This is a genomic window from Yersinia massiliensis (assembly GCF_003048255.1).
GTDB lineage: Bacteria > Pseudomonadota > Gammaproteobacteria > Enterobacterales > Enterobacteriaceae > Yersinia > Yersinia massiliensis_A.
In genome coordinates this window covers 4348206-4369855 of record NZ_CP028487.1, presented here as the reverse complement: position 1 = coordinate 4369855, position 21650 = coordinate 4348206, and the positions used below count along the sequence as shown (strand labels likewise).

The window sequence follows — 21650 nt, the reverse complement described above, 5'->3', positions numbered from 1 at the left end:
AAAGAAAGTGCTAATTAAATTAAATGGCAGAGATATTTAACGGGATATTAATTAGCTCTCCGCTTTCATCTTTTTTTTCCCGAAAATTAATATATGTTTTAGATACGGCAATCTGTAATGATTCAGATATGGCATCCATCGCTTTATTCCAGCGGTCATCCGTAATTTTGACTCGGCGCAAAGAAAGGATGCGTCCAGTATTAAGCTGCCCCTCTTTATCCACCTGGAAGGCATCGCTGATGATAGCCCGAAGGTTATCATTCGCACCTTCCGACCACTCGGTGACACACTCATCAATAAGGTCTTTAGCTATCTGCAATTCCGGCCCAAAGGCCAAAGAATCCTGCACTTTTATGGTAATTTGTAAACTGCCGTCAAAGCTGCTGAAGGACACATTACCTTTAGCTCCACCACGAGTACGTCCGTACTTCTCAGCAACGAGATCAAGCCAGGCATAACATTCATCAAAAGCACGGCGCTTAAAATCGCGTAATTCCGCGCTTTTGACCTTTGCTGCCGCCACTTGCTCTTTGACGAAAGAGTCCATCGCCAGATCGTAATCAGATACGTGTGCAATCGGCACCAAACGGCCTTTGCGGTCTTTCATATATTCTTCTTTATCTACTTCGCTCATTTTTGTTCACCTTGTGGTTAATGTAATGATTCTGACCAGGTAATCCGGCAGCCATGCAGTTCAAATACCCCCTGACGGAAACGGCCAGAGCCGTCGTGACCGAAATGGATATAGCTTGCTTTTCCCTGCTCTAGCAGGCGGAGGCAGTGACCATTTCTGGCTATACGGATAACCGGCTTACTGCCTAAAATCATGATGCTCTGAACGGTGCTGTTCATGGCGTTCAGCGCGGCTATGGCAGACTGCAAATGGTGCATCTGCTGGTTGATATCGGTGATGGATTTCATGGTTACACCCCCTTAACGACATCGGCATTGACCTGCGGAACCCCAATTTCAGCAGCGAGGTTCATGGCGGCTATCACCAAGTTACTGACAGCCAGTGGATACAGCAGGCTGATCATGCTTTTACGGTTGCTACCCAGATTGCTCAAGCGGGTGCGAATGGCGTCCACCGCGCTGGCGTCCATGACGTCGGCCAGCTGCTTCCCAGCCCGCTGCAGTTTGAAGGCCAGAAAATCTTCCAGACTGTTATCCAGCGGTAGCAGCTCAATGACTTCACAACGCTGTACCACTTCGCGCACTTCCATGTTGCGTTCGGACAGTTTTTCCGCCAGTTCAGGCTGGCCAATCAGCACGATGGACAACAACCGTTTAAAACCGGACTCCAACTCAAAGAAGCGCTTGAGATGTTTCAGGGTCGGGATGGGCAGACTGTGGGCCTCCTCAATCACCAGAACGTGGCTGAAACCCGCCTGGCTGCTGTCTTTCAGCACACGGTGCAACTGGCGAAAACGGGCATCCTGGCTGCGTTTAATGTTCTCTAACGGCGCAATGGTGCTGACAATGGCCTCGGCGATAGCCGCCGCCTTCAGGGTTTTCCCTTTCACATCGTTGTCTTCCATAGCGATGATGTAAGGTTCAATGACTACCACTGGCGCATTCTCACGGTTGATGCGTTCAATCAGGTCGCGGCGCAACGTGGATTTACCCGCACCGGACTCACCGATAACCGCCATAAAGCCACCGTGGCGGGCGGTCTGGTACAGAGCCTCACGCACGTAACGAATATCGGGTGTGGTGAACACATCCTCCGCGCCCTGCATGGCATCATCGGCAAACGGGTCTCGGAAAAGACCAAACGCTTTTTTTGTTGCTGGAAATAACACCTGCTTTTTGAGTAACATGTTCTCTTCCTCACTGAGGTTGGTTTTATCGGTAGTGCCCGCTGTACGGGGCGTGACAGCGCCCTGTGCAGCACCAAAACTCTTCGTTGTATCAATCCCCTGACTTTCCAGATAAGACGCCAAACGCTGGCGTACCTCCTCCGGGCGGGTGCGGGGCCACTCGTTATGGTTCACAATCTGGGCCAGCGTGGCCTCGGAAACGGCAACGGCTCTTGCCACCACCGCCTGCGGGATACGGGCCTCTTTCAGTTGGTGCTTCAGTACCAGCATGTTTTCCTCCTCAGTTGCCGTTAACGATGCTGATAACGCTGCTGCGGGCCGGAGTGGTCATAGCGGTCATCACCTCATCCAACACAACTTCCGGTACGCCATTTGGGTACTGTGCTGTTAGCTGGCGATAATGTTCCGGTGTCCAGGTATGACCGTTAGCGCTGAACTTCTCGCGTAGGGCTTTCGCCGCTTCCACATGGGTCAACGGACGCTGCTCAACACGTGGGCCGCGTACTTCTGACACCTGACCGCGTTTAGGCATGTAGGCAGGAAGCGTGGCGTCGTCGATATGTTTGTAAGGGTCAAGCCTGCCGCCGAACGGCAGTGCCTTCGCTTTACGTGCCGCAGCGGCATCAGTGGCGTTATCTGTTTCGGTGACAAGCTGTTCAATCTCTTTTGCTGCTGTCTGGGCTGGGGTGTCTGCCACGGCTTTATGGCTTGCGCCAAACACAGCCGCACTTTCAGCAAAGCCAAATTCGTTCTTTTTAACCTCGTCAACAAGGAAGAACATTTCGTGGCCGCCTTCCCCCGTCAGCACAACCTGTGCGGCATCGGTACGCCATGGATTGCGGGTAATCATCAGCTTTTCGCCAACCATCACGCCCGGTACCGCAGAGACGTCGTACTCGATTCCTCGGAACGGCACCCGTAGCTTTGATGTCACTTTGCGGCTCTCCGGCGCGGCTACCGCGAGTTCGCGGCACACTTCAGCAGTTGGCGCTTTCAACAGTTGGTCGGCGGTGATTTTCAACCAGATATCCGTTCGGGTTTTACGATGGCGGCTGTGAATTGCCGTTGCGTTAAAGTGGCTGCGCCATTTGGCGGCCAGTGCGTTCAGCTCTTCTAGGCTGCTGACCGGCTGGAACTTGAGCCCCGGCTCTAGCTTGCGTTCGATAATGTCTCGGGCTTTTTCTACCTGACCAGTCGCACGGGCGTTATGTGGTTTATGTGCGATCAGATTGATACCCAGTGACCGGCACATGTTTTTAGTCATGCCAGCGGTGTTTGCCGAACCGGGGTCGAGGTAGAGAATTTTCGGCACACCGTGCAACACATCCGCACCACCGCGTTCCTGCATCGCGTTGATGAGAACGGAACAGAGGTTCTCACCTGATTCCGCGCCCATCACGTACTCAACGTAAATCCAGCCGCTGGTGTGGTCGGTAAGCTCATAACTCCACACACGGTCACTGGCGATGCGGGCAATATTGGCAGGCTTGTTCTTATAGAATTTTGCACTGTCCATCACCTGCAATCCCTTGTGGCCGTTGCTCAGGTAATAAAGGGTGCAGAGTGAAGCATCAATCTCCCAGACGTGGTTAGGGTGCAGGCTGGCCATTTCTGAAGACGGGGCTGGGGCGTCCAGTTGTTCTGGGTGCAGGCCGTAGTTACGCAGGGCGCGGCTGATGGTGTCCTCAGACAGCGGAAAGAATTCGCCGGTTTCTTCATCCGTTCTGCCTGCGGTGATAAAGCCATTAGTACGTAGGGTCTCCACCGCATCAGAGATGGAATAAAGACGTTTGCCGTTTTTACGGGTTGCTTCACGCAGAGTCGCAGATATCAGCGCGGCTTCGTCGCGGCTCAGGGCGCTGCGCCCGGCATCAGCGCGTTTTTTACGTTTGTCAGTCACTGAAACCTCCTTTAGCTTGCGCAGTAGCGTTGCGCGGGACAAGCCCAGTTCAATACAGGCTGCGTCATATACTGCACCGCGTTTACCATGCCCCGCGTCACGCGCCGCGCGGGCAACAGAAACCAGTCGTTCAGTCAGGGCGGCGCTCATCGGTTACGCCTCCTGCCGGTTAATCTCAGGTTCTGGCTCAGTCAGCCAGGCTGGAGCAGCATTGCCTGTCGGGGTATCTGGAAGGTCAAAGGTCGAGCGAAGGCTGCGGGCAGCATGTTCCAGCTCACAAATAAGCCCTGTCATAAAGTCTTTCGGCGTATCAATCTGATTTTCTGCGCAATATGCGCACAGCGTTTCAAAGGCGCTGAACAGGCGAACAGTGATGGCTGATTCAGCTTCGGTGGAGAGTGCTGTCACTTCAGCCCGCAGTTTCTTCACCTCTTCATCAGGTTTGGGCGGCTGAATACGGGACTTTTTCTCCAGTTTGGTGGAGAGCACGTCAATCTTTTCATTCTTGTCTGCGAGAACACGCTGCTGTGCTGAGTTGGTTTCGCGGGCTTCGCGCAATGCAGCTTTCAGTTCACGGCTGGTCATGCGATCGATATCGTCAAGTGTCATACCGGCAACAGTGCCACCATCAGCCAATTCGACCAGATCGTCATCATCTTCGGTCATCAACTCGAAGAGTTTTGTTTTTCCCAAAAGCGCAAGCGCTTGCGCTTTTGATTCAAGTTTTGGGGAAAGATATTTGAGTGATGCCTGCATCATTACCTGTGCAGTCCGCTTTGGTAGAAATAACTGAGATTCAACTATTTCAATGAAGTCACCATGTGGTTCATTCTCTTTAAGAATAACAAGCCTTTTGCCCGCTTCCAGCATGGCTTCCGCACTCTGCGCCATGTAAAAACGTGTCTCATGTACGATACGATCTCGTTCATACGGCAGGCCATCACCAAACTGCTGCATGATTTCAAGGCGATGCTCAGTCATGGCATTAATATTGATGTCGAGGTCATCAGTCAGTGGGGTATCTTCAATCAATTCAATTGGTTGTGTTTTGGTACGTCCCATTTCAACTCCTTAGCGACTGCCAGCCATAACGCGCTGGTTAATTTCATTGATGCGATCTTGTGCCCTAGCCATCTCGCTGCTGTGCGCCATGGCGATTTGTAAAAGCTGCACGCCTGGCGCAAAGCGCCCGTTATCAAGTTTCAGGGCTAGCCCTTCTTCGATAAGAGTGTTCAGCGCCCGATTGATATTTGCTGGTGACTCACCGAGTGCTGATGCCAGTTCGCCATTTGAAACGCCGTTCAAAGCATGACCACGCAGCGCTTTAAGTACCCGTAGGATGCGAGAGCCAGAACTGGAGATATTTGTCTTAGTCATGCCACATTCCCCTTTTTGCAATATGTGATAACCTGTTACGCAGGTTAAAATTTCAGGCAGCTTGAGCTGAAGGTTTAAGTCCCAGCTTTACAGCAATTTCATGGGATTTGCCGTAGTGAGCTTTGGCTTGACCATTAAGAACCCGGTAGACCTCATTACGGGTATAGCCATTTTCTTCAGCCCAGCGGGTAAATGTGACCCCACGCTGACGGAAGAGAGTTTTAACTTGTTCTGCAGTCATCGTTGTCTCCTTGGTTGATGCAATGATGTTTGGTTTATATGTGATAGATTATGTGATCAATACATCACATAGTCAAGGTGGTTTTGTGACTAATAAGTCAATATTTGAGCGTCTCAAAGAAGAGCGAAAAAAACTAAAGCTGACTCAGGCCACAGCAGCATTGCTCGCGGGAGTTAAGCGCGAGACGTGGAGTCGATATGAGTCTGGTCTTATGTCACCAGGAATGGAGGTTCTCGCTGCATTAGCTACTGCAGGGGCTAACATTCAATACATTCTGACGGGGGAGTCATCAGGAACAACCCTTTCCAGAGATGAAATGGAGTTACTGCAGCGTTACCGGGAGGCACCTCTTCAGGTCAAAGGGTCGGTGTTATCAGCATTAACGACGGGTTCTTCCAAAGAACGAGCAGAACAGGTAATCCACGGAGATGTTCTCGGGAACGTTATTAAAGGTAATGTGACGATGGGAGCTGGGACAGTAATGAATAAAAACACGAAGAGAAAATGAGCGAACCAAAACAAACAGTTAACGGAGATGTAGGTAACGTTGTCAGCGGTGACGTAACCATTAATAACTACTCTGGTGAAGTTTCAACTGCTACCCAGCAGCCAATTTCGCTGCTACAGAAGCGCGATTTGCACAGGTTGATGGATGAGTTAGTGGACGCTGGTGAAAGCAAGCGAGAAATGTGGTTGCTGCTCCATACCAGACTTAACACCACTACCGTCAACGAGATGACGGCCGCTGATTATCATGGCGCAGTTGAGATCCTTCAGGGGTATGCTCAGCGTATAAAGTACCTCAAAGACTGTAATATTCTGGTTGCCAAAGTAATAAGCATTACTGATCCCGCTTACCGTAAAGATAGAGACAGATATTGCCTGAAGCATTTCGGTACAACTCATCTCAAGGGAATGAGTAAAGAACAGCTTCAGGAAATATTTGGTTATTTTGATGAGTTACTGGATGTTTGTGACGACTGTGAAGTGTTGCCGTTGCCAAAGGATACTGTGCCGCAGCCAGCAAAAACGACGGTTCTAACAAAAAGAAAACCGCTCGTTATCTTAGGGGGCGGAGTTATCATCGTTGCCGCAGCTCTGGTTGGGTTCGTGAGTTATTCTGACAGATGGGCTTCAGCAAAAGAGACCAGAACGAGCGAAGAAAATATTTTTATTGTCGAGACAAATGACAATATAATAAATGCTTCAATTCCCGCTTTGCGCAGTATATTTCCTGGACTAAACAAGTACAAAGCAGATTTCCTCTCAGTTTCAAGTTACAGGCAGAAATCTGGTTGGCGCACAATTGTCTTACCCATCGCTGATGACGCACCAGTTCGAGCCAAGTACAATCTTGACCAAAATAAATGCTATATCAACATATCCCCAGATGGGGATTACGCCAAGGTACTCAATACATCATGTCTAAAACTTCTGATTGATAGTTCAGAAAGTCAGGGCAAAGCACCTAGATATCGTTTGAAATAGCAAAAAAATTGAAGCGAGAATTAGAATATTAGTTCTAAATAGTTAGAGATTTTATATATAACGAATAACAATGAATGGAGTCATAATGAACGAATTTTTAGCTTTAATTGCAGCGGTAGCCATCTGGGTCATCGTGGGTAAACTCTTGTCACGGCATTTTATCCGAAAAGGTCATAAGGTATGGTTGAGCAAAACCAGCGGAACTATTGTTGGTGCAGTAGTTGCGCTGTTTTTCTTAATTTTACTGATTCCAACCCAAGATAACGATAATCCCAAAACAGCAGCGATTGACACAAGTACAGCCCAAACTCATGCACAACCTAAGGAAGGATCTGTTGAATTAGCCCCCAAAGTTGTAAATGAACCAGTAGATATTGAGCCTAAAAAGACCTTAGAAATAACACCTGAAGTCTTCGCCAAACGAATGAATGCTAATCTTAAAGAGACCGGAAGCTTATTTAGACTAAGAGTTCATGTTAAAAGTGGTGAAGTCAATGATACTTTCAATTATACATTCAATGATCATTTAGCCATCGTGGGAACTGTCGATAAGGTAAGTCAAAAACTGTCTGGCATCACCCTAATCACCAGCGGTGATGGTACCACTAAGTCTGGTATAGATGTTATGGCCATTGTTGTATCGGCATACTCTGCAGCATTGGGTGAAAACACAATGAAAACTGGAGAGCCAGCTAAACTAATGATGAAGTTGGTTGAATTGGATAAGAAAGTTTCAGAAGGGGAATCGGCAGTTTCAACAATATTCAATGGCATAAAATTCAGTTTTATGAGTAGTGATACTATTGGTAATTGGTTCACTGCTGAGCCAATTTAACTTTTGAGGGGCAGGCCACAATGCCCCTCAAGTCAAATAATGACAAGTAGACAGTTTTAGAAATTACAAATCACTAATTCTTTCCGAGACGCCGCTTTCCCAGTGACTTTCAGGTTATAGCTAATATCCACCGTCTGAAAATTTAGACCGTTGAATGCACGCCGCATTTCCGGGATATCGTTCACCGAAATAATCATCTTTCCTTTGATGCTATGTGCCAGCTCCGCCATGTGGTCATAGTTTTCCAGCCCAAACTCCACGCCGTAGCCTTCCGTTCCCCAGTATGGAGGGTCGCAGTAAAACAGTGTATGGGGACGGTCATAGCGCTCAATACACTTGTGCCAGTCCAGATGCTCAATCAGCGTTCTAGATAGACGCAGGTGCGCCATCGACAATTCTTCCTCGATGCGCAGCAGGTTAAAGCGCGGTGCACTGGTAGTGGAGATGCCGAAGGTGTGCTCGGCGACTTTGCCGCCAAATGCCTGCTTTTGAAGGTAGTAGAACCGGGCGGCACGCTGGATGTCGGTTAGTGTCTCTTCCGGCGTGTCCTGCAACCATTTATAGATCTGGCGACTCACCAGCGCCCATTTGAACTGCCGGACAAACTCTTCCAGATGGTGTTTTACTACCCTGTATAAGTTCACCAGTTCCCCGTTGATATCGTTAATGACCTCGGTCTTGCTGGGGGTCTTGAGAAAATACAAAGCAGCTGCGCCGCTGAACGGCTCTACATAGCAGGTGTGGGTTGGAAACAGTGGCAAAATATGTTTAGCCAGACGGCGTTTACCGCCGATCCATGGAACGATGGGTAAAGATTGTTGTTTCATCATCCGTAAGCCTTTTGCAATCAGTGAAAATATGGCAGGCTAGTCTGGTCTCGCGAGACTGACTGAACCTTGGTTGGCTCACAGCTGATGTCTGTGGGTTGATGACCAGTCCGGTGTTAGCGCACCGGGCTGGTCGTTCTTTCAAGGCCATCATGCTGTTTTGTCCCATCGCTTCACTATTAACGCTGTTTAAAATCCATTACCCCTGGCATTTGTGATGCTGTCTCCCACACAACAAGGAGACGCACCATGAAAAACCTGAAAAATATTATTCCCTCTGTTAAAAAACCACGCCTGAGTGGGTGGCTACTGACCGCGGTGCTGCTGCTCGGCACCATCGGTCTTGTATCGCCGCAGCAGTTGCCGGTCGTTATCTACAAACTGTCACTCATCACGCTCGCTGCGGTACTCGGCTACTGGCTCGACCGTTCGCTCTTCCCCAAAGCCCGCCCCGGACAGTATCTCAGGCATGACGTTAAGCTGATGGCTGATGGCCGCTACCCAGTACAGACCGGCCTCCACTTGGTCTTTTCTGCCGCGCTGATCCGCCGTGCTCTGATAGTTGCAGCCGTCTGTCTGGCTGTGGCCACGGGACTGTAACGATGAACTGGCCTCAAATCACACTCATCATTCTGCTGGCCTTCGGTCTGGGCGTAACCGCGATTAAGCATGGCGAACCACGCATCGATAAATACAGCTTCTGGTGGCAGCTCGCAGGCCATCTGGTGATGGCTGGGCTGCTCTGGTGCGGTGGTTTCTTCAGCCAAGCCAGAGCCGCGCAGCCTCCGCAGGCGGCCCTGCAGTACCGTGCCGATGTGATCCGTAATGCGCGCCTCGAATGGGGGATGTCAGCGCCGGTAGCCGATTTTGCCGCGCAGCTGCATCAGGAGAGCGGATGGCGACCCTATGCTATATCGCCAGTAGGCGCTCAGGGAATGGCACAGTTTATGCCTGCTACCGCAGACTGGATTAGCCAGCTGGTACCGGGGCTGAACAGCCGGGAGCCGTTTAATCCGGCATGGGCTATCCGGGCGTTGGTCAGCTATGACCGCTGGTTGTGGCAACGCATCAGCGCTGCCGATGACTGTGAGCGGATGGCCATGACGTTGTCGGGCTATAACGGCGGGCTGGGCTGGGTGCAGCGTGATAAGCGTCTGGCCGTGCAGAAGGGGTTGGACGGTGCCCGCTGGTTTGAACATGTTGCCACGGTGAATGCCGGGCGAAGTGCTGCCAACTGGCGGGAGAACCGTCACTACCCGCAGCGCATCCTGCACGAACTGGCCCCGCGCTATCTCATCTGGGGAGGCAGCAGCTGTGTGGACTAGCCTGATAAAAAAATTGCCGTGGCGCGGCATGTTGCTCGCATTTGTCTTAGTGGGGGGGCTGTATGGCTTGTACCACTGGGGTTATCGCGGTGGTCACAATGACGCAAAACGTGACGGGGATGCGGCGATCAGCACGCTGCAGTCAACATTCGATAAGTACAAAGCGGAACAGACAGCGCTTGAGAACGCAGCACTCCGAGTCTGGGCTAAACGCTATCAGGAACAGGTTGCCGCAGGTCATCAGGCAGAGGCTGATTACCTTGAGCAGGTGGCGCAGCTTGAAAACCAGAACCAACAACTTAAAGAGAAAATTGATGATGTCACACAGCGCTGGATTGATGAAAAAGGCAAGAGTCATCCCATTGAGTGCGTGTTTACTCGCGGTTTCGTGCGTCAGTACAACACAGCGCTCGGATATACCGACGCATCCGTCGACACCGGTCATGCAGGCAGCGCTACCGCCGCTATCCCCGGTGCTAGCACAGCGCCCCGGCCTCCTGAAACCGCTGACACCTGGCTACGCGACTCTGGCGTCTCCCAGCGTGACGTCCTCGTCAACATCATCGACAACGCGAAGCAGTGCCGCGTCTGGCGCAATCAGATAAACGGGCTGCTGGACGAACGAGAAGGATTACAGAAATGACGTTGCAGGTTGAATTCTGGACGGTGGTGGGGTTCCTCATCACCTTCATGAGCTTTGTCGGTGGTATCGCAAAGTGGCTGTTCAGCAAGGCAGAGGATCGTCAGGCGGCACGATTCGCCTCGCTTGAGCAGTCATTGCAGCAATCTGCCTCCAACTGGGGCGAGTTGGAAAAAGAATTTATGCGCTTCCGGGCTGAACTGCCCCTGAACTACGTTCGTCGTGAGGATTACATCCGGGGCCAGACGGTCATCGAGGCCAAGCTGGACGCACTCTACAACAAACTGGAAGTGGTACAACAGTACCGTCATACAGGAGGTCACAATGGTTGATATCACCCGCGTGCGCCGGGAATCCCTGCGCTGGAGTCTGCTGGTCGCTCTGAACAAAACCCGTCCGTACACCGCCAGCGAGACACTGCTGCTGGATGTATCCCGCGCCATCTACCCAGACACTACCCATCTTGAACTGCGTCGGGAGCTGGATTATCTGACTGACCGTAAGATGGTTGATCTGGAGAAGAAGCCTTCCGGCGACTGGTTTGCCGATCTGACCCGCCTCGGGGTTGACCTGGTGGAATATACCGTTGAATGCGGCCCCGGCATTGCCCGCCCGGAAAAGTACTGGAGTGAATGATGGCCAGACGCAGCACCATAGATAAACTGCCGGAAAACGTGCGGCGATGGCTTGAGCGGGCGCTGAATGAATCAGGCTTCAGCGGCTATTCCGAGCTGGAGTCTTTGCTGCGTGAGCAGGGTTACGTCATCAGCAAATCGGCAATCCATCGCTATGGTCAAAAAATTGAGCGCCGCTATGGTGCTATCCGTGCAGCTACCGAAGCGGCCCGTATGCTGACCGAGGGGGCGGCTGACGATCAGGATGCGCGTTCGGAAGCCGTCATTGCCTTGATCCAGACCGAGCTGTTCGAGAGCATCGTCCAGTTGCAGGAAGCGGAAGAAGGCGAAGTCGACCCCAAAGAGCGCGTGGCACTGTTGTCGAAGGTGGCAAAGAACGTGGCTACGTTGTCCCGCGCTTCCGTCAATCTGAAGAAGTTTCAGAGCGAAGTCCGTGACCGCGCCCGACAGGTGGCCAGCAACGCCGAGAAGATTGCCCGCAAAGGTGGTCTGTCAGCCGATGCCGTACAGGCGCTGCGACGTGAAATTCTGGGGATTGCCACATGAGTCAGTTTGCACCGGTACTACCCGATACCTCCGGTTATGATGCACCTCCCGTTCTGTTGCCTTATCAGCAGCGCTGGGTTGCTGATACATCGCCATTCAAGGTGATGGAGAAAAGCCGCCGCACCGGTATCACCTGGGCGGAGGCGTCCGATAACGTGCTGACCGCGGCCTCTTCAGCACCAGCCGGTGGTATGAACGTCTATTACATCGCCTATAACCAGGACATGACCGTCGAGTATATCCAGGCCTGCGCCATGTGGGCGCGGGCCTTCAACTATGCCGCCAGCGAGATTGAAGAAGGTTTCTGGGAAGAGGATGAAGACGACAAACATATCAAGACTTACACCATCAAGTTTCCCGACTCCGGCTTCCGTGTTGTCGCGCTCTCCAGCCGTCCATCCAACCTGCGTGGTCGTCAGGGCGTTATTGTTATCGACGAAGCAGCGTTTCACGAGCAACTGAAAGAGCTGCTGAAAGCGGCGATGGCGATGCTGATCTGGGGCGGTAAGGTGCGGGTTATCTCCACCCACGATAGCGATGATAATGAGTTTAATACCACGATCACCGACATCCGTGCCGGACGTCTGGGTGGTAGTGTTCATCGTGTTACTTTCAAAGAAGCTGTGGCGGAGGGATTGTTCCACCGTGTCTGCCTGCGTACCGGGAAAGAATGGTCGGAGGCATCAGAGCAGGCGTGGATGGCATCGGTGTACAAATTCTACGGCACTGGTGCATCCGAAGAGCTTGACTGTATCCCCGCCAACGGTGGTGGCGCATGGTTGTCCCGCGCCCTGATTGAGTCCCGTATGTCACCTGATACGCCGGTGTTGCGTCTTACCTGCTCGGAGGGGTACGAGCTGAAGCCCGATGCTGAGCGCTTCAGTGAAACGCAAGACTGGCTGGATGAGAATCTGAAACCGCTGCTGGAGGCGCTCCCCGCTGATGCCCGCTCGTTTTTAGGGCGTGACTTTGGCCGCAGCGGTGACCTGTCGGTTGATTACCCCTTATTGCAGCAGAAGAACCTGGTACGCCGCGTCCCGTTCGTGATGGAGCTGCGTAATGTGCCGTTCAAGCAGCAGGAGCAAATCACCTGGTACCTGATGGATGGTCTGCCAAACCTGATGGGCGCGGCACTTGATGCCCGTGGTAACGGCTCATATCTGGCGGAATACGCCATGCAGCGCTACGGCTCCAGCCGCGTGAAACAGGTCATGCCCACCGAGAGCTGGTACCGCGAGCATATGCCACCGGTTAAGGCGGCGCTGGAGGATGGCAACCTGATTGATTTGCCGAAGGATGAAGACACGCTGGATGACCTGCGGGCGGTTCAGGTGGTTAATGGCGTTCCCCGCGTACCGGAACAGCGGTCAAAAGCCAAGTCAGACAGTGGCAAACGCCACGGGGATTCGGCTATCTCGCTGGCGCTGGCGTACTTTGCCAGCCGTGAAATTAACAAAGGGCCGGTGAAAGCAAGCTCACGCCGTCGTCGCCAGTCGGCCCGTATGCTGGAGGGTTACTGATGGCCCGTGGACTCTGGGTATCACCCAATGAATTTGTCAGCTTTGCTGAACCGAATAAGACGCTAACGGAGCAGATTGCGTCACGCAGCCGATCCATCGACTTCTTCGGTCTAGGGATGTACCTGCCCAATCCCGACCCTATTCTCAAATCACAGGGACGGGATATTCGCATCTATCGCGAGCTGCGTACCGACCCGCTGGTTGGTGGCTGTATCCGCAGGCGTAAAGCGGCAGTGAAGTCTCTGGAGCGTGGACTTGAACGTGGTCATGCCCCAGAGCGGGTGTTCAGCTTTATTAACGACATGCTCGACGACTTGGATATCTCCCGCATCATCGGCGAGATGACCGATGCCGTGCTCTACGGATATCAGCCCTGCGAAATCATGTGGGGTCGTTCGGTTAAGTCTTGGGCGGTCACCGATATCGTGGGCAAACCCCCCGAGTGGTTCCAGTTCGACAACGATAACCTGCTGCGCTTCCGAGCCAAAGACACTGGGCTGGAGGGCGAACCCGTACCGCTGAATAAGTTCGTGGTACCGCGTCAGGATGCGACCTACGACAACCCGTATGGCTTCCCCGACTTGTCGATGTGCTTCTGGCCGGTAACGTTCAAAAAAGGCGGGATGAAGTTCTGGGTGCGCTTTGCCGAGAAATTCGGGTCGCCGTGGGTTATCGGTAAGCACCCGCGCGGTACGGCACAGAGTGAGATTGACCTGCTGCTGGACTCGATGGAGGCGATGGTGGAAGACGCCGTGGCGGCGATTCCTGATGATTCCTCCATTGAAATCAAAGAGGCTGCAGGCAAGGCCGACAGCAGCGATATTTACCAGAATCTGATTACGCTCGCCCGCAGTGAAATCTCTATTGCCCTGCTGGGGCAGAACCAGACCACCGAGGCGAACAGTAACCGAGCTTCGGCACAGGCCGGGCTGGAAGTCACCAGTGATATCCGCGATGCCGACGCCGAGATTGTGGTGAGCGCAGTCAATCAGGTTATCCGTCAGGCCGTCTCGCTGAACTTTGGCGATGTGGCCAGCCCCGTCTGGAAGATGTGGGAACAAGGAACGGTCGACGACACGCAGGCCACCCGTGATGAGAAACTCAGCCGCGCCGGTGTGGTATTCACACCGCAATACTTCAAGCGCGAGTACCAGCTGCTGGACGGTGATATTGATGAGACGCCGCCGTCAGAACGCCAGAAGAACAACGCGCTGCCGCTGTCGTTCGCCGAGGCGATTGACGCCGATATTCAGGCGCAGCAGAGCCTTGATGATGCGCTGGATATTTTGGTGAACGGCGGCTCGTTAAACGGCGTGCTTGAGCCGGTGCTGGCACCGCTGTTTAAGCAGGTTGAAAGCGGTGTTAATCCTTCGGAGCTGCTGGGTGTGCTGGCCGAACTGTACCCGCAGATGAACGCGGATGACCTGCAGGAACGGCTGGCCCGTATCCTGTTTGTTTCTACACTCTGGGGGCGTCTGCATGAGCGTGACCACAGCTGAACTGGCGTACTGCATGACGTTACCCCCGAAGCGGGCCATCAGTTACCTGAAATCCAAAGGGTATAAAATTACCTGGGACTGGGAGGAGATGTGGCAGGATGCCCATGCCCGTGCGTTCACCGTGGCCAAAGTCACCCGCTTCGATATTCTGGAGGATATTCGAAGCGCTCTGCAGAAGACTCTCGATGAGGGTAAAACTGACCGCTGGTTCCGAAAGGAACTGGAGCCGGAGCTGCAGCGCAAGGGATGGTGGGGGCCGCGTGACACCACCGACCCAGTAACGGGCGAGCCAGTCACTATCCAGCAGGGTAGCCCGTGGCGTCTCGATACCATCTTTCGCACCAATATGTCCGTGCTTTACAGCGCCGGACGCTGGGCCGAACAGATGGAGAACGTCGACGACAGACCGTATTGGATGTATACCGGCATCAACGACAGTCATACCCGCAAGAGCCATCTGGTGCTGCATGGTCTGGTGCTGCGTTATGATGACCCGTTCTGGCAGGCATTCTACCCGCCGAACGGCTGGCGCTGCCGCTGCGGCGTGATTGCCCTGAGTGCAGCCGACGTCCGTGCCCGTGGTCTGAAGGTAGCGGATTCCGGCACCGCCATGGGCTGGGAGCTGAAACTGGTCTCAGAGAAAACTGGCGAGATGCAGAACGTTGCCACCTTCCAGACCGGTACCACGAAAGTGGCTACCGACGTCGGCTGGTCATATGCACCGGGTGCGGCATACCGTCCCGACCTTGCTCGCTATCAGGGCATGCTTAAACCGCTGGCACAGCAGGAACTGAGAGGGTAATGATGGCTTCCGATAATCTGGTCAACATCACTATTAACGATGAATCCCTGCGCCGGAGTCTGCAAGCGCTGGATTTAGCCGCCACAGACTTGGAACCCGCGATGCGTAAAATCGCCGGAACCCTGCTGACGGAAACGCAGTTTAACTTTCTGGATGAGGGCCGTCCGGGATGGATGCCCTCGCTCGCCGCACAGGATCGTGATGGTGAGACGCTGCAACTCACCGGACGACTGATGGGGTCAGTATCAACAGACCATGACGACAGGCAGGCAGCAGTTGGCACTAATGTCGTTTATGGCCCGATCCACCAGTTCGGCGGCAAAACCGGTCGCAATGAGTCCGTAGAGCTTCCGGCCCGCCCGTTCCTGCCGCTGACGGGGGATGGTGAGCTGCAGCATGATGTGGTTATTCCCATCCTTGATACGATTGTTCGTCATCTTGAATCTGCGGCCCGTCGCTGATGTTAACCCTCCGGGGCGGGCGATTTACCGCGTTACCCGACTCGGAGCCTTTATAAAGGTTTACAGCCCCCTCGTTTACGGCTTTAATTACTCCTGCTTCCCTCTCTGACATCTTCCCCTTATTTTTTCTAAAGCAGATTAAAAGCGCTCTTCGCGGCTTTTCCACAAACTGTCTCCGACAACATCATGCGGGGCAGCAAAATGTCAGCCATTCATATTTTCAAAGCCGGTACTCATACCGACATGCACGGCACGAAACTGCCGTTCACGCAAAGCGACCTTGCCGCCTGCGTAAAAGCCTACGATCCGTCCGTCCATGAAGCACCGCTCGTTATTGGTCATCCCAAAACGGAAGACCCGGCGTGGGGCTGGGTGAAATCCCTGTCACTTAGCGGCGCAGACCTGAATGCCGAGCCGGGTCAGGTCGACCCTCAGTTTGCCGAGATGATAGGTTCCGGGCGCTTCAAGAAGGTCTCCGCCTCGTTCTACCTCCCCGACTCACCGAACAACCCGAAACCCGGCACGCTTTACCTTCGCCACGTCGGTTTTCTGGGGGCGCAGCCTCCCTCTATTAAGGGGCTGAAGCAGGTGTCATTTGGCGAGTCAGAAGAAGGTGTCGTCGAGTTTGCCGACTGGGGCGATATCACGAATGCCTCTCTCTGGGGTCGGCTGCGTGACTTTCTGATTGGCCAGTTCGGGCTGGATGAAACCGACAAGGTACTTCCATCATGGCAGGTCGACTCCCTGCGCGAAGAGGCTTACCGCGATACCGGGAAGTCTGAACCGGACTTCAGCGAACCAAACCCTAACCCTCAACAAGAGAATGACGTGATGACCAAAGAAGAAATTGAAGCCCTTCAGGCGGAAAACACCCGACTGAAGGCAGATGCCACTCAGCGAGCCGCGCTGGATGCGAAGAACAAGCAGGAGAAGCTGCACGCTGACAACGTGTCCTACGCTGAAAAGCTGGTAAGCGGCGGTCAACTGGCCCCGGCAGCGAAGCCCGTTGTTGTCGCCATTCTGGATGCGGTCTCTGCTGGCGATAAGCCGGTGGAATTTGCCGAAGGCGACATCCGCACACCGCTTGCCACGGCGTTCAAGACGCTGCTGGATGGCGCTGCACCGGTGCTGAACTTTAGCGAGCACGCAACCAAAGACCGTGTGGATACCGGTATCTCAACGACTTCAGCAGAGTTTGCCGAAGCCGATCCAGAGCGTCTGGCGCTGCATCAGAAAGCGCTGGATTTGTCGAAAAAAGAAGGCATCAGCTACGACGCTGCTGTCTCACGCTGCCTGTAATTAAGGAGAGAGCATGTCTGATTATTTAAAGGGTAAGCGCGTCGTTGATCCGGTGCTGACCAGCATCGCACGCGGTTATAAAAATGCCGCGTTCATCGGCGAGCACATTTTTCCCATTGTCCAGACTGATAAGGAAGGCGTGACCGTGCCAACCTTTGGCAAGTCGGCTTTTGTGGAGTACGACACCGAACGTGCCGTGGGGGCTGACAGTAACATCCTGGTACGCGAGAAAACCGGCAAACTGGACCTGGTGCTTAACGAGCACGACTTGGCTGCCCCGGTGGATTACCGCGAGCAGGCAGAGTCGATGTTTAACGAGGAAGCCAAAGCCATCCGTCGCGTCACCAGTGGCGTTAACCTGAAGCGCGAGTTATATGCTGCCCGTCTGGCGCAGGACAAAAAGGTCTACCCGGCCTCATCCGTTAAAGTCCTGGGAGCCGCTGAACGCTGGTTGGAGGGTAAAGGCAACCCGATTGCCGTGATCGAAGCTGGTATTGATGTGGTACGTAATAAAACCGGTCTGCGCCCGAATCTGATGACCATGGGTGCCAGCGTCATGTCGCTGCTGAAATTCCATCCGGCGATCCAGTCCGCGATTGGGGCCAACGAGCGCAAGCGTATCACCATCGAAATTCTGAAAGACCTTTTCCAGATGGAAGACGTGGTGATTGGCGAACCGGTATCCATGGCCTCCATGAAAGATGCGCAGGATAAGGACAAAACCCCGTCCGATATCTGGGCCGATAACCTGATGCTGCATTATGTCGGCAAACCACAGCCAGGCACCGACAGCGCCGACGAAAACGAGCCATCGTTTGGTTACACCCTGCGTCGTAAGGGCATGCCTGTTGCAGACAAATATCCAGGCGCAGGCGGCAAGGTGAATTACTGCCGTTATACCGATATCTACAAAGTCGCTGTGGTCGGTGGCGATGCCGGGTATCTCATCACCAACATCGTGAAATAAGGAGACAGTCATGGGGACGACTCAACAGATCATTCTGACTACTACCGTGACGGCCAGTGCGGCGCTAACCCAGCAGCGCTTTGTTGGTGCCGATAATGCCCCCTGTCAGGCCGGAGCCGTGGCACTCGGTGTGGCAGAAATCGATGCCGCTGCCGGTGATTTAACGCCGGTTAACGTTCTGGGTATCATCGCCGTCGAAGTCGGTGCGGCTGTCACAAAAGGCCAAAATGTACAGTCCGATGCCAACGCCTGCGCTATTCCCCAGGTCGCTGCATCGGGCGACACTCCAGCAGGTATCTCTGCCGGGATTGCGCTGGATGAGGCGCTGGCCGAAGGCGATGTTATCCGCATCCTGCGTGGGGTGTGACATGTACTGCACCCTGGCGGACTTGCTGGAGCAGATACCGGAGCGGACGCTTATCCAGTTGACCAACGAGGAGATGGATTTTGACACCCCCGCCACGGTTAACGCAGACATAGTGGCGAGTTGTACCCGCTACGCAGGTGAACTGATTGATGCTCACCTGCGTGGGCGTTACACCCTGCCGCTGGCGGAAGTGCCGACCGTTCTGCGGGATATTGCCATCACGCTGTCTCGTTACCGGCTGTATGCCCGCCGCCCGGAAGGTGATCTGCCCGATACCGTCAAGGATGACAATAAGGAGGCCCGTCGGCAGCTTGAGGCTATTCGTGACGGAAAACTCACGCTGGGGCTGCAGTCTACGCAGAAGGATGTGCCCGAGTCCGGTGAAATCCGGGCACGGGCACGACGCCCCACCTTTGGCGGACGTGATGGTTTACTGGAGAAGTACTGATGAACGTTTTGCCTGTCCTTGATGCTGTGCTGGCCCGGTTACGCGAGAAACTGCCGCAACTGCAGGTGGAATATTTCCCGGAGAAACCGGCTGAGTATCGTCTCAATCATTCTGTCGGCGCGTTGTTGGTCAGTTATGCCGGGTCGCGTTTTGACAAACCGAATGATATCGGTGCGGTGATCCAGCCTCAGATTATCCAGCTGTGCGTCACGGTGGTCTTTCGCCAGCTCAATGGCAAAAGGGGGGCGATTGACGTCCTGGATATCATCCGTCGCATTCTTGGTGGCTACACCCCGCCGAACTGCCGTCGCCGTATCTGGCTGACCCGTGAAGTCTTTATCGGGGAGGTCAAAGGGCTATGGCAGTACGCCCTCGACTTTGCAACAGAAAGCGTCTTTATCGAGGACAGCGACTTACCGTCTGGCCCGCTGTTAACCGAAGTGAACTATGAGGAAAGCGAGTGATGAAAGTATACCGTTATTCCGGCCCGGCCAGCGGCGTCACGCTGTCGGACGGAACCGAAACCCTGCTCTGGCCGGGAAAGAACGTCTCCCTGCCGGAGAACCATGAATATGTGAAGGTACTGGTGGCGCTGAAGCACCTGACGCCAGTACCTGAAGAAACCCAAACCGCCAGCACACCCGCACCTCAGTTACCAAAGCGCAAAAACGGTGTCGACAGCGATGTGAAAACGGAGGACACCCATGTCAGCTAACTATCTGCACGGCGTCGAAACCATTGAGGTGGAAAACGGTGCCCGCCCGGTTAAGACGGTGAAATCTGCCGTCATTGGTCTGATTGGCACCGCCCCGTTGGGCGACGTCAATACGTTGGTGCAGTGCCTGTCTGAGAAGGATGCGGCGGCATTTGGCAGTCAGCTTACCGGCTTTACCATTCCCCAGGCGCTGGACGCTATCTACGATCATGGCGCAGGCACCGTTCTGGTGATTAACGTGCTTGATCCGGCTGTACATAAAACCGCTGTGGCCGATGAAGATGTGACGTTCGATAAAGCAACGGGCAAAGCACAACTGGCCAATCCAGTGGTCGCGCAGCTGGTGCTGAAACCGGACAGTGATGGTCAGCCTTACGTTGAGGGTGAAGACTACTCGCTCAATGCGCAGACCGGCGTAGTGACCAGTCTCGGAAAAAACATTGCGGCGGGCGCAACGGCGACGGCCAGCTATCACTATGCTGACCCGACCAAAGTCACCCCAGTTGATATCATCGGGGCTGTTAACGCGGCGGGCAACCGCACGGGCATGAAGTTGCTTAACGACAGCTTCAACCTGTTTGGCTACTTCGCCAAAATCCTGATTGCCCCGGTGTTCTGCACCCAGAACAGCGTCTCAGTAGAGCTTATCGCCATGGCTGAAAAGCTGGGGGCAGTGACCTACATCGACGCGCCGATTGGCACCACCTTTGCGCAGGCACTGACAGGGCGTGGCCCGGAAGGCACTATTAACTTCAATACCAGCTCCGACCGTGTCCGCCTGTGCTATCCGCACGTCAAGGTGTACGACGCGGCCACCAACAGCGAACGGCTGGAGCCACTGAGTCAACGTGCTGCAGGCTTGCGTGCCAAAGTTGACCTAGATAAGGGGTACTGGTGGTCTTCATCCAACCAGGAAATCATGGGTATCACCGGCGTAGAGCGCCAGTTGTCGGCGATGATTGACGACCCGCAGAGCGAGGTAAACCTGCTTAACGAACAGGGTATCACTACGGTCTTTAGCAGCTACGGAAGTGGTCTGCGTCTGTGGGGGAACCGTATGGCTGCATGGCCAACGGTGACGCATATGCGCAACTTTGAGAATGTGCGCCGCACAGGCGATGTGATCAACGAGTCCCTGCGCTATTTCAGTCAGCAGTACATCGATATGCCCATCACCCAGGCGCTGATTGATGCGCTGACGGAATCAGTCAACGCCTATGGACGTAAGCTGATTGGCGACGGTGCGCTACTGGGCTTTAAATGCTGGTTTGATCCCGCCCGTAATGAAGAGACGGAACTGGCTGCCGGTCACCTGTTACTGAGCTACAAATACACGCCGCCACCGCCGCTGGAAAGGCTGACGTTTGAGACCGAGATCACCTCGGAATACCTGTTAACCCTGAAGGGGAATAGCTGATGGCAAAGATTGAGATCAACCGCATCACCAATGCCAACATCTATCTGGATGGCGCTAACCTGCTGGGGCGGGCCGAGGAGGTCAAACTCCCTGACGTGTCCATGACCATGCAGGAGCACAAAGCGCTGGGGATGGTGGGTAAGGTGGAACTCCCGGCAGGCTTCGACAAAATGGAAGGCGAGATCAAGTGGAATAGCTTCTATCGCGATGCGATGTTGTCTGCCGCTAATCCGTATAAATCGCTGGCCCTGCAGTGCCGATCCAGTGTGCAGCGCTACAGCTCACAGGGGCTGATTGATGAAATCCCGCTGGTGACCTTCCTGACTATCATGTTCAAGAAGAACCCGTTGGGCACGTTCAAACAACACGAGAACGCCGAGTTCTCCAGTAGTTTTACCTGCACGTACATCAAGCAGGTACTGGACGGTGAAGAGCTGCTGGAGCTGGACTATCTGGCCAACATCTTCCGCGTCGGCGGTGTTGACCAGTTGACTGACTACCGCATCAATATCGGGGGGTAA

29 protein-coding genes are annotated in these 21650 nt (G+C 53.8%); 21 read left to right on the top strand and 8 right to left on the bottom strand.

Going from position 1 to position 21650, the window contains the following annotated elements:
• Nucleotides 1–19: 19 nt before the first annotated feature.
• From DA391_RS20295 to DA391_RS20265, 7 genes are read right to left on the bottom strand one after another with little or no spacing between them, the layout of a single operon-like run.
• On the bottom strand, nucleotides 20–634 hold the full coding sequence (locus DA391_RS20295) for a DUF3164 family protein (RefSeq protein ID WP_108088144.1): 615 nt from the start codon (nucleotides 632–634) through the stop codon (nucleotides 20–22).
• A 17-nt stretch (nucleotides 635–651) separates the two neighbouring features.
• Nucleotides 652–921 carry a hypothetical protein gene (locus DA391_RS20290; protein ID WP_108088143.1) on the bottom strand — a complete coding sequence of 90 codons (270 nt, stop codon included), beginning with the start codon at nucleotides 919–921 and terminating at the stop codon, nucleotides 652–654.
• Between the two features lie 2 nt (nucleotides 922–923).
• The gene (locus tag DA391_RS20285; protein ID WP_108088142.1) at nucleotides 924–2090 is read right to left on the bottom strand and encodes an ExeA family protein; all 1167 of its coding nucleotides are present in this window, start codon (nucleotides 2088–2090) and stop codon (nucleotides 924–926) included.
• A gap of 10 nt (nucleotides 2091–2100) precedes the next feature.
• The gene (locus DA391_RS20280; RefSeq protein ID WP_108088141.1) at nucleotides 2101–3870 is read right to left on the bottom strand and encodes a DDE-type integrase/transposase/recombinase; all 1770 of its coding nucleotides are present in this window, start codon (nucleotides 3868–3870) and stop codon (nucleotides 2101–2103) included.
• Nucleotides 3871–3873: 3 nt separating this feature from the next.
• The gene (locus DA391_RS20275) at nucleotides 3874–4782 is read right to left on the bottom strand and encodes a DUF3102 domain-containing protein (RefSeq protein WP_108088140.1); all 909 of its coding nucleotides are present in this window, start codon (nucleotides 4780–4782) and stop codon (nucleotides 3874–3876) included.
• Nucleotides 4783–4791: 9 nt separating this feature from the next.
• Entirely contained in the window at nucleotides 4792–5097 is a 306-nt protein-coding gene (locus DA391_RS20270; RefSeq protein WP_108088139.1) for a helix-turn-helix domain-containing protein, read from the bottom strand.
• A gap of 52 nt (nucleotides 5098–5149) precedes the next feature.
• Nucleotides 5150–5338: a DNA-binding protein gene (locus DA391_RS20265; protein WP_108088138.1), complete on the bottom strand. Its 189-nt coding sequence runs from the start codon at nucleotides 5336–5338 to the stop codon at nucleotides 5150–5152.
• A gap of 22 nt (nucleotides 5339–5360) precedes the next feature.
• Between DA391_RS20265 and DA391_RS20260 the strand changes: the two genes are divergently transcribed.
• From DA391_RS20260 to DA391_RS20250, 3 genes are all read left to right on the top strand, one after another.
• Entirely contained in the window at nucleotides 5361–5846 is a 486-nt protein-coding gene (locus tag DA391_RS20260; protein ID WP_240624763.1) for a helix-turn-helix domain-containing protein, read from the top strand.
• Nucleotides 5843–6826, top strand: coding sequence for a hypothetical protein (locus DA391_RS20255; protein ID WP_108088137.1), 984 nt, complete (start codon nucleotides 5843–5845; stop codon nucleotides 6824–6826). Before DA391_RS20260 ends, DA391_RS20255 begins: the two co-directional genes overlap by 4 nt.
• 85 nt (nucleotides 6827–6911) lie before the next feature.
• The gene (locus DA391_RS20250) at nucleotides 6912–7661 is read left to right on the top strand and encodes a hypothetical protein (RefSeq protein ID WP_108088136.1); all 750 of its coding nucleotides are present in this window, start codon (nucleotides 6912–6914) and stop codon (nucleotides 7659–7661) included.
• Nucleotides 7662–7717: 56 nt separating this feature from the next.
• Here the strand turns inward: DA391_RS20250 and DA391_RS20245 are convergent, their stop codons facing one another.
• The gene (locus DA391_RS20245) at nucleotides 7718–8488 is read right to left on the bottom strand and encodes a DNA adenine methylase (RefSeq protein WP_108088312.1); all 771 of its coding nucleotides are present in this window, start codon (nucleotides 8486–8488) and stop codon (nucleotides 7718–7720) included.
• A gap of 249 nt (nucleotides 8489–8737) precedes the next feature.
• On the opposite strand from DA391_RS20245, the gene DA391_RS20240 reads away from it, so the two are divergent.
• The 18 genes from DA391_RS20240 (at nucleotide 8738) to DA391_RS20155 (ending at nucleotide 21650) form a co-directional block, all read left to right on the top strand.
• Entirely contained in the window at nucleotides 8738–9088 is a 351-nt protein-coding gene (locus tag DA391_RS20240) for a putative holin (protein WP_108088135.1), read from the top strand.
• A gap of 2 nt (nucleotides 9089–9090) precedes the next feature.
• Nucleotides 9091–9813, top strand: a complete 723-nt coding sequence (locus DA391_RS20235; RefSeq protein WP_108088134.1) for a transglycosylase SLT domain-containing protein — start codon at nucleotides 9091–9093, stop codon at nucleotides 9811–9813.
• Nucleotides 9803–10456, top strand: coding sequence for a hypothetical protein (locus tag DA391_RS20230; protein ID WP_108088133.1), 654 nt, complete (start codon nucleotides 9803–9805; stop codon nucleotides 10454–10456). The genes DA391_RS20235 and DA391_RS20230 overlap by 11 nt, the downstream gene beginning before the upstream one ends.
• Nucleotides 10453–10785, top strand: a complete 333-nt coding sequence (locus DA391_RS20225) for a hypothetical protein (protein WP_108088132.1) — start codon at nucleotides 10453–10455, stop codon at nucleotides 10783–10785. The genes DA391_RS20230 and DA391_RS20225 overlap by 4 nt, the downstream gene beginning before the upstream one ends.
• Nucleotides 10778–11089: a hypothetical protein gene (locus DA391_RS20220; RefSeq protein WP_108088131.1), complete on the top strand. Its 312-nt coding sequence runs from the start codon at nucleotides 10778–10780 to the stop codon at nucleotides 11087–11089. Before DA391_RS20225 ends, DA391_RS20220 begins: the two co-directional genes overlap by 8 nt.
• The gene (locus DA391_RS20215) at nucleotides 11089–11634 is read left to right on the top strand and encodes a DUF3486 family protein (protein WP_108088130.1); all 546 of its coding nucleotides are present in this window, start codon (nucleotides 11089–11091) and stop codon (nucleotides 11632–11634) included. Before DA391_RS20220 ends, DA391_RS20215 begins: the two co-directional genes overlap by 1 nt.
• Nucleotides 11631–13154 (top strand): terminase large subunit domain-containing protein, encoded by a 1524-nt coding sequence (locus DA391_RS20210; protein WP_108088129.1) that lies wholly within the window; start codon nucleotides 11631–11633, stop codon nucleotides 13152–13154. The genes DA391_RS20215 and DA391_RS20210 overlap by 4 nt, the downstream gene beginning before the upstream one ends.
• Nucleotides 13154–14653, top strand: a complete 1500-nt coding sequence (locus DA391_RS20205) for a DUF935 domain-containing protein (protein WP_108088128.1) — start codon at nucleotides 13154–13156, stop codon at nucleotides 14651–14653. The genes DA391_RS20210 and DA391_RS20205 overlap by 1 nt, the downstream gene beginning before the upstream one ends.
• Nucleotides 14634–15455: a phage minor head protein gene (locus tag DA391_RS20200; protein WP_108088127.1), complete on the top strand. Its 822-nt coding sequence runs from the start codon at nucleotides 14634–14636 to the stop codon at nucleotides 15453–15455. Before DA391_RS20205 ends, DA391_RS20200 begins: the two co-directional genes overlap by 20 nt.
• A 2-nt stretch (nucleotides 15456–15457) precedes the next feature.
• A complete protein-coding gene (locus DA391_RS20195) occupies nucleotides 15458–15916 on the top strand; it encodes a phage virion morphogenesis protein (RefSeq protein ID WP_108088311.1) in 459 nt (152 codons plus the stop codon).
• A gap of 201 nt (nucleotides 15917–16117) precedes the next feature.
• Nucleotides 16118–17215, top strand: a complete 1098-nt coding sequence (locus DA391_RS20190) for a peptidase (RefSeq protein WP_108088126.1) — start codon at nucleotides 16118–16120, stop codon at nucleotides 17213–17215.
• A 13-nt stretch (nucleotides 17216–17228) separates the two neighbouring features.
• Nucleotides 17229–18182 carry a hypothetical protein gene (locus tag DA391_RS20185; protein ID WP_108088125.1) on the top strand — a complete coding sequence of 318 codons (954 nt, stop codon included), beginning with the start codon at nucleotides 17229–17231 and terminating at the stop codon, nucleotides 18180–18182.
• Between the two features lie 10 nt (nucleotides 18183–18192).
• Nucleotides 18193–18549 (top strand): DUF2190 family protein, encoded by a 357-nt coding sequence (locus DA391_RS20180; protein WP_108088124.1) that lies wholly within the window; start codon nucleotides 18193–18195, stop codon nucleotides 18547–18549.
• 1 nt (nucleotide 18550) lies between these two features.
• Complete coding sequence (locus tag DA391_RS20175) at nucleotides 18551–18997, top strand: gp436 family protein (protein ID WP_108088123.1); 447 nt, start codon at nucleotides 18551–18553, stop codon at nucleotides 18995–18997.
• A complete protein-coding gene (locus tag DA391_RS20170) occupies nucleotides 18997–19461 on the top strand; it encodes a Gp37 family protein (protein ID WP_108088122.1) in 465 nt (154 codons plus the stop codon). The genes DA391_RS20175 and DA391_RS20170 overlap by 1 nt, the downstream gene beginning before the upstream one ends.
• Complete coding sequence (locus DA391_RS20165) at nucleotides 19461–19712, top strand: hypothetical protein (protein WP_206186970.1); 252 nt, start codon at nucleotides 19461–19463, stop codon at nucleotides 19710–19712. The genes DA391_RS20170 and DA391_RS20165 overlap by 1 nt, the downstream gene beginning before the upstream one ends.
• On the top strand, nucleotides 19702–21129 hold the full coding sequence (locus DA391_RS20160; RefSeq protein ID WP_108088120.1) for a phage tail sheath subtilisin-like domain-containing protein: 1428 nt from the start codon (nucleotides 19702–19704) through the stop codon (nucleotides 21127–21129). Before DA391_RS20165 ends, DA391_RS20160 begins: the two co-directional genes overlap by 11 nt.
• Nucleotides 21126–21650 (top strand): phage major tail tube protein, encoded by a 525-nt coding sequence (locus tag DA391_RS20155; RefSeq protein ID WP_164079462.1) that lies wholly within the window; start codon nucleotides 21126–21128, stop codon nucleotides 21648–21650. Before DA391_RS20160 ends, DA391_RS20155 begins: the two co-directional genes overlap by 4 nt.